Source organism: Mycolicibacterium nivoides (assembly GCF_003855255.1).
GTDB classification, from domain to species: Bacteria; Actinomycetota; Actinomycetes; order Mycobacteriales; family Mycobacteriaceae; genus Mycobacterium; species Mycobacterium nivoides.
In genome coordinates this window covers 2,699,509-2,713,627 of the sequence record NZ_CP034072.1, presented here as the reverse complement: position 1 = coordinate 2,713,627, position 14,119 = coordinate 2,699,509, and the positions used below count along the sequence as shown (strand labels likewise).

Here is a 14,119-nt window from a genome sequence, read left to right as displayed (position 1 = left end):
GGTGTCAGCCGACGGCGAATACCCGGTAGTGCACCTCGCTGAGCGATACCTGGTTGATGGCAACGGTGTGCACGGCGTTCAGCCATCGATAGCGCTCGTCGCCGGTCTCGAAGAGCGGGCTGGACCTCGCTGTCATCTCGTCGTGACGGATCAGTTCTCCGGCCGTGAACCGGTCAGCGGTCGCCTTGTCCATCTGGACCCGGCCGGTGTTGGTGAGGTAGATGAGGGCGCCGTCGTCGGTGCGCAGGGTGGCGCGCACATCCAGGCGTGCCACCCGGTCGGTGCCGAGCAGGACCCAATCTCCTCCGCCGGGCAGGACGTCGGCCGCGATACGCGGCCCGACACACCGGCCCTGCTTGATGACGTAGGTCATGCGAGTGCCCAACGGGGTGGAAAAAACATGTACAGCCTCGAAGGCGATACGGATGTCGAGCAAGTGGTCGAAGACCGGGGTGGCATCGATATCGACGAGAGGCGTTGTCAGTGTTGTCATTTCGGTTCCTCCTAGAGCGGGCGAATCGCTGCGGCAACCAGGTCGTCGGCTTCGCCCCGGCGCAGCATGAGCCGGGGCATCGCGTCGTCGGAGCCTTCGACGCGGTGCTCCTCGGCGCCGGCACCCGGTGCCCAGTCCTTCCCGGTCCAGGTGATCGCCATGGATTTCGACGGTGCGGTCAGTCGCAGGGTGACGGGTCCGCTCTCCAGCGGCTGGGCCTGACGCAACAGGAACAACTCGCCGAATCCGAGGATCGCTTCGATGGTGGCCGGGGAGAACGTCGAGCGGCGGTCGCCGGTGGCCACCTTCAGATCGTCCAGGTGTACCCCGAATTCCAGGATCAGCGAGCGCAGTGCGGCGGCCACCGGGAAGTCGCCGAACGGTGCCGGTATCACCGGCCACTGACTGGGTGCCTGATCGAACGCGGCCCGCAGATGTCCGACCGCCAGCCGGATGACCGCCGGTAGGTCGGGGTTGGCCAGGGTGAGTTCTCCTGGCGGCGTGGCGATTTGGGCCCGTGCGCGGTGGTAGGCCTCGGCGTCGCGGAAACAGACGGCGGCCACGTGGTCGGCCAGGTCGTCGATGGCCCACTCCGCGCAGGGGGTGGGGGAGCGGCGCTGGTCCGCGTCGAGGCTTTCGAGCAGGTCGGCGAAGGCCAGGGCTTCGTCGGTGGCGGCGGTGAGCAGGTTGTCGAGGGTCATGCCGTCACGGTAGGCCCATTAACTTGGAAAAAACAAGTATTAAGTTGGAAATTCCAATTGCGGTTATGCTGGCCGTATGGCGTCACGGTCCTACGGGCAGCACTGCGCACTGGCGAAGAGCCTCGACATGGTTGGGGATCGCTGGACCCTGCTGGTGGTCAGGGACCTGCTGGAAGGTCCGCTGCGGTACGGGGATCTGCTGAGCTCGCTGGCCCCGATCTCCACCGACATGCTGGCCGGGCGGCTGCGCGACCTGGAGGCGAACGGGCTGGTGCGCAAGCGGTTGCTGCCCAAGCCCGCATCCACCGCGGTGTACGAGCTCACCGACGACGGCCGGGCGCTAGAGGACGTGATAAACGCCTACTCCCGGTGGGGCAGGCATCTGATCGAGACCCGCGCACCCGGAGACGCGGTGCGTCCCGAGTGGCTGATCCGCGCGGTGCGTGCCTTCGTGAGTGCGGACCGTGACGGGCCACCGGTCATCGTGTGTCTGGTGACGCCCGAGGGGCAGGCGACCGTCGAGATCGGACCGGACCGCATCGACGCTTGCGAGGACGGGACGGCGGCCGACGTGACACTCACGGGCGAGGCCGAGGTGCTGGGTGCGGCGATGGACCCGGCGCAGGTCCCGGCCCTGGTCGCCGATGGCAGCCTGGTGATCGACGGAGATCCCGCCGCGGTCAGGCAGTTGGCGAAAGTCTTTGCCCCACCGCGGATCAGGAGCTAGGCCGGTCCAGCTCACGCAGCGCGGTCAGGAACACCGCGACCAAGCCGAGCAGCAGCATCGGCAGGGACAGCGCCAGGAATGTCGCGTGCAGCCCGGCGGCGTCGGCCAGCGGCCCGGCCAGGATCAGCCCGAGCGGGCCCGCGGCGTAGGCCAGTGAACCCATCACCCCGACCACCCGGCCCCGCAGATGCTGCGGGGCGGTGGTCTGCATGACGTAGTTGTAGATGGGTGCGATCGGCCCGTAGACGAACCCGACGATCGCGCACAGCACCAGGATCAGCGGGAGCGGCGGCAGGAAGGCGATCACCGTCATCGCCACACCGAGCGTGATCACCGCGGTCAGCATGGTGGCCCGTCGGCTCATGTACTTCGACATCACCGCGTAGCCGAGTGCGCCCAGCAGCCCGCCGATGCTCAACGCCATCAGCACCCAGCCCAGTTCGGTGGGCTCGTTGCGGTCGGTGAAGTACTTCGGGAACAAGACGGATTCCATCGGCATGTAGAGGCCGGTGGCCACCAGGTCGACAATCGCCAGCGTGCGCAATACCGGTGTGTGCCAGACGAATCGCAGCCCTTCGAGGATGCCCGCGAGCACGCCTTCGGGCAGCATCGAGCGATCCGGGGTGCCCGCGCCCTCCAGCCGCAGCACGGAGATGGCCAGGATCGAGCAGCAGAACGCCCCGGCGGTCACCCACATGGTGTTGATCCCGCCGAGGGTGGCGATCAGCAGGCCGCCGATGCCCGGGCCGACGATGTAGGCCAGGTTGAACACCGCCTCGTACACGCTGTTGGCGTGGTCCAGCGTCCAGCCGGCCCGGCCGGCCGCCTCGGGCAACATGGTCTCCCGCGCGGTCATCCCGGCCGGGTCGAAGAAAGCACCCAGTGCGGCCAGGGCCGCCAGCACCGCGACGTTGACCGCGTCCACCCCGAATATCAGGGCCAGCATCGGCACCGCCGCGACCGACAGTGCCGAGAGCAGATCGGAGATCATCGAGACCCGTCGGCGGCCCAGATAGTCGACGGCGGCCCCGGCGATCAAGGTGGCCACCAGCAGCGGCAGGGTCCCGGCCATCGCGACGATGGACGCGTCGATAGCGGATCCGTTGCGCTGCAACACCAGCCACGGGAACGCGACAATCGTGATGCCGTTGCCCGCACCGGCCATCAAAGCGGCGAACAGGATCAGCAGCAATGGGCCGCGCTTGGTGTTCGTCATGGGGTATCGCGGCGAATCTAACAGCGCGCCCGCACCCGCCGCGACGGAATTTCCGGCACAGTGAGTTGGTGCGATTGCCTCATCCCAGGACGGGGGTTCGGTTCACGTCGCCGGTGCCGCCCGGTTCGGGCTGGCCCGGTGATCCGGCGGATGCGACGACGCCGGTGGCCAAGACCGCCGCGCAGGTGCGGCGACTGGCTGCCCGGGTATCCACAGTTTCGGAACTGGACGCGCTGGTCTCGGTGTGCCGGGCCTGCCCCCGGCTGGTCAAATGGCGCGAAGAAGTGGCCGTGGAAAAGCGGAAATCCTTTGCCGATCAACCATATTGGGGCAGGCCGGCCACCGGGTTCGGTGCGGAGGCGCCCGGCATCTTCATCGTCGGGCTGGCCCCGGCCGCCCACGGCGCCAACCGCACCGGGCGGGTGTTCACCGGGGACCGGTCCGGGGATTTCCTGTTCGCCGCGTTGCACCGGGCCGGGCTGGCCAACCAGGCTGTGTGCGTCGATGCCGGCGATGGCATGCAGCTGATCGACACCCGTATGGCCGCGGCGGTCCGCTGTGCACCGCCGGCCAACGCACCCACCCCGGCCGAGCGGGCCACCTGTGCGCCGTGGCTGCAGGCTGAATGGCGACTGGTCGGGCCGTCGGTGCGGGTGGTCATCGCGTTGGGCGGTTTCGCGTGGCGGGCGGCCCTGGAGCTGCTCGGCTCGACCATCAAACCCGCACCCAAGTTCGGGCACGGTGCGACGGTGACGCTGACCTCGGATTTCGGCCCGGTCACGTTGCTCGGCTGCTTTCACCCGAGCCAGCAGAACACCTTCACCGGCCGGCTTACCGAGGCCATGCTCGACGACCTCTTCGTCACCGCCCGGCGTCTCGGGAACGAACCCGCCGGCTGATGACGTTGACGCTGTCATGCGGCTTTCTGTCCTCGACCTCGTCCCGGTGCGTACCGATCAGTCCACTGCCGATGCCCTGACGGCAACGACTCACCTGGCGCAGACCGCTGACCGGCTCGGATACACGCGCTACTGGCTCGCCGAGCACCACAACATGCCCGCGGTGGCTGCCACCAGCCCGCCGGTGCTGATCGCCCATCTGGCCGCGCACACCACGCAGCTGCGGCTGGGTTCGGGCGGGGTGATGTTGCCCAACCATGCACCGCTGGCGGTGGCCGAGCAGTTCGCGCTGCTGGAGGCCGCCAATCCCGGTCGCATCGACCTCGGCATCGGCCGGGCCCCGGGTTCCGACCCGGTCACCTCGCTGGCGCTGCGCGGTGCCGCAGGCCGAGATGATCGCGATATCGAGGCGTTCCCGCAGTACCTCGACGACGTGGTGGCGCTGATGAGTGCGCGCGGGGTGCGGGTGCCGCTGCCGCGGGATCTGATGCGCGAGAACTATGTGCTCAAGGCGACGCCCGCCGCGCTCAGCGAGCCACGGATGTGGCTGCTCGGCTCTTCGATGTACTCGGCGCACCTGGCGGCGGCCAAGGGATTGCCGTACGTGTTCGCCCATCACTTCTCGGGGCACGGCACCGCCGAGGCGCTGGCCGTCTACCGCGACGAGTTCCAGCCCAGTGATCTGGCGGCCGAGCCCGTGACCTTCCTGACCGTCAACGCGTCGGTGGCCGAGACCACCGAAGAGGCCAAGGCATTGATCCTGCCGCAGCTGCAGATGATGGGCCGGCTGCGCACCGGCCAGCCGCTCGGCGCGCTCGACCTGGTCGAGGATGCCGAGGCCGTGACACAGTCGGGGAGCCTCTCTCCGCAGGCGCAGGCCGTCGTGGCCTCCGGGCTGGCCCGCGCGGTGGTCGGCTCGCCCACCGAGGCGGCCGACCAGGTCCGGGCCCTGGCCGAAGAATTCGACGTGGACGAGGTCATGGTCAACCCGGTGGGCTCGGCCCGCCGGGGTGCGGACCCGGCCACTGCGACGGCGCGCGACACCACGCTGGAACTGCTCGCCAAAGAGCTGTTCTAAGGCTGTCTTCTAGGGCGTCAGCACGACCACCGGAATCGGGCGCGTCGTCCGCTTCTGGTAGCCGATGTAGCGGTTCTTGTTGCCCTTCATGTCGTTCACGATGTCCCACAGCCGTGGGTAGTCGGGATCTCCGGGCAGCACCGGCTTGGCCGTGACGCCGAATCGCTTGGGGCCGACGTTGATCTCGACCTGCGGTTTGGCCTTCAGGTTGTGATACCAGCCCGGTGACGTGGGCTCGCCGCCCTTGGATGCCACCACGAGGTAGTCGGCGCCGTCCTTTGCGTAGGCCAGCGAATTCGCGCGCTGCTGGCCGGTTTTGGCGCCGACGGTATGCAGGATCAGCGTCGACGGGCCACCCGGGATCGTGTGCCCGATCCGGCCATCCGTGGCTTTGTAGATCTTGTCGTGCAACATCAACATCGGGAGGCCGATATAGCGCTCCCACCAGGGCATGCTCATGCGCTCAATCCTGCGCGGATTCGTCGAGCTGCGCCAACGCCGCACGTAGGAGGCGTCCCGACTCCTCACGGTCCGGGTCACGGCGCAGCATCATGCCCTTGGCGAACGACAACTTGTCGCCGGAGCGGCGTGGCACCACGTGCAGGTGGATGTGGAACACGCTCTGGAACGCGGCCTTGCCGTCGTTGATCACGATGTTGTTCCCATCGGCGTGCAGCCCGGACAGCCGGGCTGCACGTGCGATGCGCTGGCCGATGCCTGCCATCTTGGCCACGGTTTCCGGTGGTGTATCCGTCAGGTCGACGGTGTGCCGCTTCGGGATCACCAGGGTGTGTCCCCGGGTGAACGGCCGGATGTCGAGAATGCCCAGGTAGTCGTCGTCCTCGTAGATACGGATGGCCGGCGCTTCCCCGGCGACGATGGCGCAGAACACGCAAGACATGCCGCCACGTTAACCCCCGGCGGTGGCCGCCCACTCGGCGACGCGGCGTTCGCGCTCCTGCGGCGTGAAGTCCTCGACGCGCGTCATCACGGTCCAGCGCTGGCCGAACGGGTCGAGGATGGAGGCGAACCGGTCGCCCGTGACGAAGGTCTGGGCTGGCTCGCGGATCGTGGCACCCGCCTTCTCGGCTCGGGCCACCACCTCATCGACGTCGGCGCAGTACAACCCGATCGAATGTGTTGCGGCGGCTCCCGGCGCGGGGGCGGCGATCTGATAGGCCTCCTGCGGGTCTCCGAGTTGCAGCCGACCGGTACCGAAGTCCAGTTCCGCATGCGCGACGGTGCCGTCGGGTCCGTCCATCCGCTCGATGACCTCAGCGCCGAATACGTTGTGGTAGAACGTGATCGCCTCGGCAGCTCCGTCGACGCAGATGAACGGGGTCAGGCTGGTGTAGCCCTCCGGAATGGGTGTGACACTCATGTCACCAGTTTCGTAGGCTTAGGGCGATGCCCGCTTGGAAAAATGCGCCAGAGCAAAACGCGCCCGTGCGGGGCGTGGTCGGCCGCGCAGGCAATGTCTCGGCGTTCGACCTCCACCGGTGGGCGCCGTCGGAGGAGGCCGCGAGATTCGTCGAGCACTTCTGGTCGGTGACCTGGGACCGGCACGGCGAAGGTCCGTTCGAGAGCACGGTGATCACCTTCCCGGCCATGCATCTGACCCGTGAGTGGGGCGATGATGTTGTGCGCCATGGCCATCGGCTGCCCTGCACGTTGCTGCACGGTGTGGTGCCCCAGGTCTTCCGCATCACCATCAGCGGGCGCGGGGCCGTGGTCGGGGCACGATTTCGGCCCGGCGGTTTCACCGCCCGGTTCGGCGGGGACGCCGCTGCGATGACCGGGCGGGTGATAACGGTGGACGACGAGCTATTGGGCGCACCAGTCGTTCTCGGGGACGACGTGACGGCGGTCCGGCTCGGGCTGGATGCGGCGATCGGCGCGATGGCCGGCGAGGTGGACCCGACGTACTGTGCGTTGAGGCCGCTGATCGACCGGATGCGTGACGACGCGACATTGCACCGGGTCGATCAGGTCATGGCGCTCTCGCCGTGGAGCACGCGGACAACGCAGCGGGTGTTCCGGCGCTATGTCGGGGTGACGGTCAAGTGGGTGCTGTGCCGGTACCGGTTACAACAGGCCGCCCTGGAGATCGAGAGTGCGCCAGACGTCGATTTCGCCGATCTCGCAGTACGACTCGGCTGGTATGACCAGGCCCATTTCATCAATGACTTCCGGTCCATGCTGGGCAGCACGCCGGGGGAGTACGCGGTCGCGACTAGTCGTCGATATGGGTCGGCGGGTCGGTGAAGGTGAAATCCAACGGATAGTCATGGCCGGGACCCATCGGGTCACAGCGCTTGACGGGGACCAAGTGGGAACTGAAACCGCTGGGCACGTAGCCCCAAGTCCCGATGCACCGCTGCCAACTGCCATCGGGCTGGATGGGTCCGTCGCACTTGCTGATGACGTTGCCGCCGTACAGGCAGCCGGCACTGGCCGGCGGGGCCGAGGTGATCAGCCCGCCCACCGTCAGCACGGTGGCCAAGCCTCCGATGATGAAGAGCTTCATGGGTTCTCCCGTCTGCCGGTACCCACGAACGCTACCGCCCGCGCAACTCATTGGTGGCGTGTTTGTACCTTCAGCCGCGGCCAGGCAGCGTCTACGTCATCAGAATGGTGGTGGCGGTCCGTATTCTTCGGCGAGCCAGGCTTGGTATTGGCGTTCGACTTCGAGGTCGTTGTTGAGTTCGGCGCGTTGACGGCGTTCGGCGGTGATGCGGTCTTTGCGGTCTTGTTCGCGGGTTTGGCGGCGGGTGGGCATCATCGCGGTGCGGTGCGGTGCGGTGCGGGCTCGCGGCCGGCGGTTCGGGGAGGTTGAGTTCCCCGGTCGGCTGACTCAGGGTGGGGAACATGGCGGCGCCGTGGGGTTCGGTGACGTAGGTGTGCCCGGTCGGTGCGGTGATTTCGACGGTGCCATCAGGTAATTGGCGATCCGACCATCCGGGGCAGAACGTTTTGACCAAGTGATGGGTGCGGCAGTAGAGCTTGGTGTTGGACGGGTGGGTCGGGCCCAGTGGATAGGGCATCGTGTGGTCGATGTCGCAGCGTGCGGCCGGGGCGTCACAGCCCGGGAACCGGCAGGTCAGGTCACGCCACCGGATGAACTCCGAGAGCGCTACCGAGGGGCGATACCCCGGCTCAGCGGGTTCGGTCAGCTCACCTGTATCAGCGGCCTTGCCGGATTCTGTCACCGTGGTGGGTTCAGTCTGTTCGGGTATGTCAGCCGGCTCGCCCGGCTCGGTCGGCTCAGCGGTAGGGACGGTCGGTATCGGCAGTGGCTTGAGTTTGGCGGTGGCGGCCAGGTCGCGCACGCTTTGGGCGGGCAGGATCCCATGGCCGGGTAGATAGCCCGGATCATCGGTGGTGCCGTCCAATGTGGCTTGGTCGGCCAGCACGTGAATCACCGCGGCGTTGGCGGCGGCTCGTTTCTGTCCTGCGGGGCAGTCGGGTAGTCCGCACAGGCAGGGCAGGTGGGATTCCAGGCGGGCCAGCGGACCTACGGCGTCGGCGCGGCGCTGCTGCTGGGTGCGCGGATCGTTCTCACACACCGTCGCGGACAGGGCATCCAGGCGTTGATTCAGCGCCGCGCCGTCAGCGGCATCGACGTTGCCCCACACCGAAGCCCTACCCGGGCTGTGCGGCTCGATCTGCACGAACCGCTCCTCGACCAGATTCGGCGGCACCCGCTCCCCGTTCGGATCGAGTTTGGCGATCCACTGATCCACCCGATCCCGCAGTTTGGGTTCCGACAGCCGCATCCACCGATGCGCCCGCGCCGCCAACTCCGCATCCAACACCGCCCACACCTCCGGATCGGCGATGCCGGTACGGGCGATGATCATGCACACCACCCGATAATCGATCTCCCCGGCCGCGAACCGCGCCGCCACCAACGGCAGCTTGTCGCGCAACACCCGCGCCCGGTGAACCTGCGTGCCCGCCCGGCCCCGGCTGATCCGCAACGCCGCCGACACCTCGGCCGCGACCTCCTCGAACGGATCGGTACGCCAGAAGATCGACTCGATCAGCTCCTGTTCCCGCAGCGTGTCCAACGCCCCGATCGCCGCCAACCGGGCCGCGATCGCCACCGACTCCGCCCGCGCCGCGGCACTGATCCTGTCGATCAGGGCCACATCAGCCTCAGTGTCGAACATACGTTCGATTATGCCACTACCCACCGACACGCCAGGGGTGAATCCGTCAGGGCATTGCCGCGGCCAGCGCCGTATGCCCCTCGAAGCCGAGTCGGGTAGCCAGGTCCCGGTACTGGTCCCGGAATTCGCGGTAGTTCGCATCCTCACCCTTGGCGCGCGCGATGAGCGCATTCGTTCGCAACAGGGTGATGTCGCGAATGACCAAGCCGTCCTCAGCCGGGGTCGCCGCCAGTCTGGTGATCGCCGCCTCGGCCTCGGCCACGTCGCCTTGCGCGCCGCGGTCCAGCAGGGTCTCAGCGAGGATTCCCGTCGCCAAGATGTTGTACGGAAGCTGGCCGCTGTGAAAGAGGTCGTCGATCGCTTCGCGCAGCACCCGGATGGCCCCGGCCCGATCACCGCGCTTGGCCCGTTCGCGCGCGGTGTACACGTCGATGCCGATCAGCTCGGACATGTAGAACCGTCCGCTCACGCACATCTGGCGCACCTGGCCGAGGATGGCCAGTCCCCGCTCGCGGTCCGCAGGCAAATCTCGGTTCAGCAAGGCGTATCCCATGGTCACCCGAGCGAGGCCGAGCGCGATGTCGTCGCCGGCCCCTTCGGTGATCTGCAGCGCCCCGTCGATGTCGCGCAGCGCATCGTCGCTGGCGAGCAGTACTCCGCAGGACACCGTGGTGAAGTACGTCCAGGTGATGACGAGTGCGTGCGTGAACCTGTCGGTGTTGCGTGCCATCGCGAGTGCATGATCGAGGTCGGCGCGCCAACCCTCAAGGCCCAGAGCCCATTTGGCGATGCTGCGCGCCGCGAAGGCCGCTGCCAGTGGTGAGCCGACGATGAAGTTGCCCTTGGTGGTGTCGCCGTCGGCCAGGTCGATGGCCATCTGCGACCAGCGCAGCACCTCGCCCATTTCGCCGCTCTCGATCTTGAGCGCGATCGGGGTGGCCGACAATCCGACGGTGAGGGCGGGGTCGCCGATGGACTCGATCAGGGTCATATGCTCCGACACCTGCCGTGACGCGTCGCGCACCCGACCCTGCAGCATCAGTTCGCCGGTGAGTCCGGCCATGCCGATGGCCAGTGAGGCTTTGTCTCCGGCGGCCTCGCACAACTCCTGCAGTTCCTCGAATCGGGCACCGGAAACCTTCACGTTGCTGCGGAAGCCGTTGCCGCACACCAGGGTGCGCGGCGCTATCCGCATCGCGGGCCGGTCAGGATCGTCGGTGGGCAACAAGTCGGCGATCTGACGGGCACGCTCCCAGCACATCTGGGCTGCGGCGGTATCCCGGGTGTTCGTCCACGCTCCGGCGCGCATGTGCCAGTTGTAGGCCGCGTGCAGGTCGCCGGCGGCTTCCAGGTGTTCGGCGATCAAGGCCGCGTTCTCGTCGGCCAGTTCGGGTTCGCGTTCTGCAATGGTGTCGGCCAGCCGCCGATGCAGTTCGGCGCGATCGGACTTGAGCTGCGATTCGTAGGCGACGGTCCGCACCATCGGGTGATGGAAGGCGTATTCCGCATACGGGGTGTACTGCACCTGGTCGATCAGTTCGGCTTCGATCAAATCCTCGAAGACCGGCTCGGTGTCCAGGCAGGCCAACAACCCGGCACTGAACCGGGACCCGATCACCGCGGCGGCGCTCAGCGTCCGTTTGGCCGCCGGATCCAGCCGGTCGATGCGGGCGGCGATGGTGGCCTGCAGCGTCGCGGGCACGCTGACCCGGCCATGGCCTCCGTTGAGTACATAGGCGCCCCGTTCGCCGCGCAGCAGACCGCGTTCGGCAAGATCCCGGACGATCTCGAGGGCGAAGAACGGGTTCCCGGCCGCCCGGTCGGCGATGGTGTCGGTCAGGTCGGCCACTCCGTCACCGGTCCCCAGCAGCTCGGTGATCAAGGTCGCGGTTTCCGAATCATCCAGTGGTGCAAGCACAATGGTCTGGGCGCCATGGACATGACTCAATGCCCCGTGGTATTCGGGGCGGTAGGTGATCACGACCAGGGACGGAGTCTGCGGCGTCACCGACAGGAAGTCCGCCAGCATCGATTCGCTGACGCTGTCGATCCAGTGGGCATCCTCGACGACATAGACCGCGGGGGTGCTCCGCGCCAGCGATGCCGCGTTTACCAGGGTGGTCAGCCGGCGCCGCCGGGCATCGGGGTCGATCACCGGCAGAACGACATCGGGGTCGCCGATACCCAGCAGGTCGTCGAGTAGCTCCAGACTCTCCTCGGTGTCGTCGGGAACCTGGGCTCGAAGCTTCGCGCGGGCAGCATCGCGGTCAAGGTCCGCCACGCCAAATCCCGCCCGCAGGAGGCCCGTGATGGCATGAAATGGGATCTCGCTGGTGTGGGACTCGCAGAAGGTGGAGTTCACCGGCACACCGCGAGCGGCCGCCTTCGCGGCCAGCTCGCTGACCAGCCGGCTCTTGCCGATGCCGGGCCCGCCGACCAGCAGGACGATGCTGCCGTGCCCCTGGATCGAGCGCTCCAGGATGCCCTCCACCGCCGACAATTCCCAGCCTCGGCCGACCAGGGTCGATTCGCCGACATTCAGCAGGTTGTGTGCGGAATTGAGCTCCAGTAGCCGGCGCGCCCGAATCAGGTGGTCGGTGCCCTTGACCTGCACCATCTCAGGCTCGCCCAGCATCATGGTGTCTTCGACCAGGTGTGCGGTCGATTCGGTGAGCATCACCCCGCCGGGCGGGGCGACCGATTCCATGCGTTGCGCCATGCCCACGTGCTCGCCGATCGCGGTGTAGCTCATCGTGTCGGTGCCGACCTCGCCGGTGATGACCTGGCCGGAGCTCAGTCCGATGCGCAACTGCAGGTCGAGGCCGTCGCGGGCCTTTACCTGCAGCGCCAGACCGGCGGTCTGCTGCTGGATCTCCAGCGCGGCCAGGCAGGAGCGAAAAGCGTGGTCCTCCAACGCAACAGGTGCCCCGAAGATGGCCATGATGCCGTCGCCGGTGAACTTGTCGACGGTGCCGCCGTATCGGCGGACCACGGCCGCGGAGTGGTTGAACAGATCGCTCATGATTTCGCGGAGCCGTTCGGCGCCCAAGGTCGCCGCGATGTCCATGGACCGCACGACATCGGCGAACAACACGGTGACCTGCTTGTATTCGGCACCCGGTGTCGATGTGACGGGCGCGCCGCACGCGTCGCAGTACCGGGCGCCTGCCCGAGGCTCGGTGCCACATGCACGGCACGTTGCAGTTTCCGTCATTCGAAGCCCCCGCCATCGGAGAACCTGCTGCAACGAGGATAGAACGCAGCAATGCAGAAAGGACAGTGATGCGACACTGGCACGATGGGACTTTTCGCCGGGCGTGACGAATCGAGCAACGACCTGCGCCGACGCGTCGAGGAACTCGAGCGCCGGGTCGCGGCACTGGAACGCTCGGCATCGGCGGCGGGGCACCCGGTGTCGATGCCGCCGACGGGTCAGCCCAGCGAGATGATGGCCAGCCAGATGGTCCGCCAGCTCGCCCTCCAGGGCAACAAGATCGCCGCCATCAAACTGTTGCGCGATGAGACCGGGCTGCGGCTCAAGGAGGCCAAGGACATCGTCGACCGGCTGGCCTAACCGCCCGGCGGGCCGTACAAATCGCTAGCCGGTGAGCGCGCGGCGCCACGCCTCGAGTTTGTCCTCGTAGCGCATGGTCTGTGCGGGGCTGGTGGACGGGGCCCGCACGCTGGGCAGCGGGGGAGTGCCGACCAGGCGCCGGTAGTTGGCCTCGGCGGCGGCCCCGTTGAACACCACTCGCTCCAGCGTTGGACAACGGGCGAAGAATGCCGCAAAGTCGTTGGGCACCATGCTGTCCCGCTCAACCGCGGAGTCCAGGCTACCCACCCGGCGGCAGGACCGAAGCACATCCCATACCGCGACCTGGTGGGTGCACAGTGACGCCACCCGCTCCGGATAGGGCGCATCGGCACTGAATCCGAAGAGCGCACCGGTGATGCGCCAGAACGCGTTGCGCGGATTGCCGTAGTACTGACCGGACGCCAGCGACATCGCACTGGGCATGTTCCCCAGGATCAGCACCTGCGGCGCCTCACCGGCGATGGGATCCAGCCCGTGCAGCAGCTCGGTCATGGGTTCGCCAGCAGTTCGGACACGGTGACGAACCGGTAACCGGCCGAGCGCAATTCGTCGATGATGCGGGGGACTGCCGCCCGCGATGCCGCGCGGCTGTCATACATGGCATGCAGCAGGACGATCGAGCCCGGCCGCACCCCGGAGACGGTTTCGGCCACGATCGCATCGGCACCGGCTCCGCTGGCCGAATCGGGTTCGATGTCCCAGGTGACCATGGTTCGGTCATGGGTGGACAGGTAGCGCGGCAGGGTCCAGAGCTTCTTTCCGTAGGGCGGGCGGAAGGTGATCGGGCCTGTGTACCCGGTGGCCCGGATGGCTGCGTCGGTCCGTTCGATCTCGTCGGCGACGGTGGCCGGCGACATCAGCACCATCCGCCGGTGGGAGTAGCTGTGATTCCCGATCTCGTGGCCGGCCGCGGCGATCGCGGTGCCGAACTGCGGCGCGGCGGTCAACTCCGCGCCGGTGAGGTAGAACGTGGCCCGAACTCCTGCGGTGTCGAGCATCCGCAGCACGTCCGGTGTATGGCCGGTAGGGCCGTCGTCAAAGGTCAGTGCGACGACTTTGGCCGAGGTGTCCACTCGGGGCACCAGATGCCCGGCGAGTGCGAAGGTCCGCGAGTTCATCACCCGGTACCCACTGGCGAGCACAGTCACCGCCACGACGAGCAGGACAACCAGGCTCCACATCCATCGGCGCATCCCAGCATGTATACCAAGCCCCGCATACACGCGGGCGCCCCGAAC

The 14,119-nt window shown here is 67.5% G+C and carries 15 protein-coding genes and 1 pseudogene; 5 read left to right on the top strand and 11 right to left on the bottom strand.

What is annotated here, in order from left to right; translation table 11 throughout:
* Nucleotides 1–4 precede the first annotated feature (4 nt).
* Nucleotides 5–493, bottom strand: a complete 489-nt coding sequence (locus tag EH231_RS12885; RefSeq protein ID WP_090428368.1) for a DUF3237 domain-containing protein — start codon at nt 491–493, stop codon at nt 5–7.
* A gap of 11 nt (nt 494–504) precedes the next feature.
* On the bottom strand, nt 505–1,194 hold the full coding sequence (locus tag EH231_RS12880) for a maleylpyruvate isomerase family mycothiol-dependent enzyme (RefSeq protein WP_124712523.1): 690 nt from the start codon (nt 1,192–1,194) through the stop codon (nt 505–507).
* A 76-nt stretch (nt 1,195–1,270) separates the two neighbouring features.
* Between EH231_RS12880 and EH231_RS12875 the strand changes: the two genes are divergently transcribed.
* On the top strand, nt 1,271–1,921 hold the full coding sequence (locus EH231_RS12875; protein WP_090428372.1) for an HxlR-like winged helix-turn-helix transcriptional regulator: 651 nt from the start codon (nt 1,271–1,273) through the stop codon (nt 1,919–1,921).
* Here the strand turns inward: EH231_RS12875 and tap are convergent.
* A complete protein-coding gene (gene tap, locus EH231_RS12870) occupies nt 1,911–3,137 on the bottom strand; it encodes a multidrug efflux MFS transporter Tap (RefSeq protein WP_090428375.1) in 1,227 nt (408 codons plus the stop codon). The genes EH231_RS12875 and tap overlap by 11 nt on opposite strands.
* A gap of 68 nt (nt 3,138–3,205) precedes the next feature.
* Here tap and EH231_RS12865 point away from each other — a divergent pair, with 68 nt between their 5' ends.
* Nucleotides 3,206–4,036 (top strand): uracil-DNA glycosylase, encoded by an 831-nt coding sequence (locus EH231_RS12865; protein ID WP_241177959.1) that lies wholly within the window; start codon nt 3,206–3,208, stop codon nt 4,034–4,036.
* A gap of 16 nt (nt 4,037–4,052) precedes the next feature.
* Nucleotides 4,053–5,114 (top strand): LLM class flavin-dependent oxidoreductase, encoded by a 1,062-nt coding sequence (locus EH231_RS12860; protein ID WP_090428378.1) that lies wholly within the window; start codon nt 4,053–4,055, stop codon nt 5,112–5,114.
* Nucleotides 5,115–5,123: 9 nt separating this feature from the next.
* Here EH231_RS12860 and EH231_RS12855 read toward each other — a convergent pair whose 3' ends face one another.
* Genes EH231_RS12855 through EH231_RS12845 form a run of 3 tightly spaced genes read right to left on the bottom strand, consistent with a single transcriptional unit; the run spans nt 5,124 to nt 6,495 of the window.
* Nucleotides 5,124–5,567: a nitroreductase family deazaflavin-dependent oxidoreductase gene (locus tag EH231_RS12855; RefSeq protein WP_044521456.1), complete on the bottom strand. Its 444-nt coding sequence runs from the start codon at nt 5,565–5,567 to the stop codon at nt 5,124–5,126.
* A 10-nt stretch (nt 5,568–5,577) separates the two neighbouring features.
* Entirely contained in the window at nt 5,578–6,015 is a 438-nt protein-coding gene (locus EH231_RS12850) for an HIT family protein (protein WP_044519724.1), read from the bottom strand.
* Nucleotides 6,016–6,024: 9 nt separating this feature from the next.
* Complete coding sequence (locus tag EH231_RS12845) at nt 6,025–6,495, bottom strand: VOC family protein (protein ID WP_090428381.1); 471 nt, start codon at nt 6,493–6,495, stop codon at nt 6,025–6,027.
* A 26-nt stretch (nt 6,496–6,521) separates the two neighbouring features.
* Here EH231_RS12845 and EH231_RS12840 point away from each other — a divergent pair, with 26 nt between their 5' ends.
* On the top strand, nt 6,522–7,379 hold the full coding sequence (locus EH231_RS12840) for an AraC family transcriptional regulator (protein WP_090428383.1): 858 nt from the start codon (nt 6,522–6,524) through the stop codon (nt 7,377–7,379).
* Here the strand turns inward: EH231_RS12840 and EH231_RS12835 are convergent.
* The 3 genes and pseudogenes from EH231_RS12835 to EH231_RS12825 form a co-directional block, all read right to left on the bottom strand.
* Complete coding sequence (locus EH231_RS12835; protein WP_090428385.1) at nt 7,348–7,641, bottom strand: CDGP domain-containing protein; 294 nt, start codon at nt 7,639–7,641, stop codon at nt 7,348–7,350. The two genes, EH231_RS12840 and EH231_RS12835, sit on opposite strands and share 32 nt — an antisense overlap.
* Before the next feature lie 99 nt (nt 7,642–7,740).
* Nucleotides 7,741–9,286 (bottom strand): annotated as a pseudogene (locus EH231_RS12830) (HNH endonuclease signature motif containing protein).
* Nucleotides 9,287–9,332: 46 nt separating this feature from the next.
* Nucleotides 9,333–12,500, bottom strand: coding sequence for an ATP-binding protein (locus tag EH231_RS12825; protein WP_090428389.1), 3,168 nt, complete (start codon nt 12,498–12,500; stop codon nt 9,333–9,335).
* A gap of 84 nt (nt 12,501–12,584) precedes the next feature.
* Between EH231_RS12825 and EH231_RS12820 the strand changes: the two genes are divergently transcribed.
* Nucleotides 12,585–12,860 carry a ribosomal protein L7/L12 gene (locus EH231_RS12820; RefSeq protein ID WP_090428392.1) on the top strand — a complete coding sequence of 92 codons (276 nt, stop codon included), beginning with the start codon at nt 12,585–12,587 and terminating at the stop codon, nt 12,858–12,860.
* A 24-nt stretch (nt 12,861–12,884) separates the two neighbouring features.
* Here EH231_RS12820 and EH231_RS12815 read toward each other — a convergent pair whose 3' ends face one another.
* Together EH231_RS12815 and EH231_RS12810 are read right to left on the bottom strand one after the other, a co-directional pair.
* Nucleotides 12,885–13,373: a DNA-deoxyinosine glycosylase gene (locus tag EH231_RS12815; protein WP_090428396.1), complete on the bottom strand. Its 489-nt coding sequence runs from the start codon at nt 13,371–13,373 to the stop codon at nt 12,885–12,887.
* Nucleotides 13,370–14,074: a polysaccharide deacetylase family protein gene (locus EH231_RS12810; RefSeq protein WP_090428399.1), complete on the bottom strand. Its 705-nt coding sequence runs from the start codon at nt 14,072–14,074 to the stop codon at nt 13,370–13,372. Before EH231_RS12810 ends, EH231_RS12815 begins: the two co-directional genes overlap by 4 nt.
* Between the last annotated feature and the right edge of the window lie 45 nt (nt 14,075–14,119).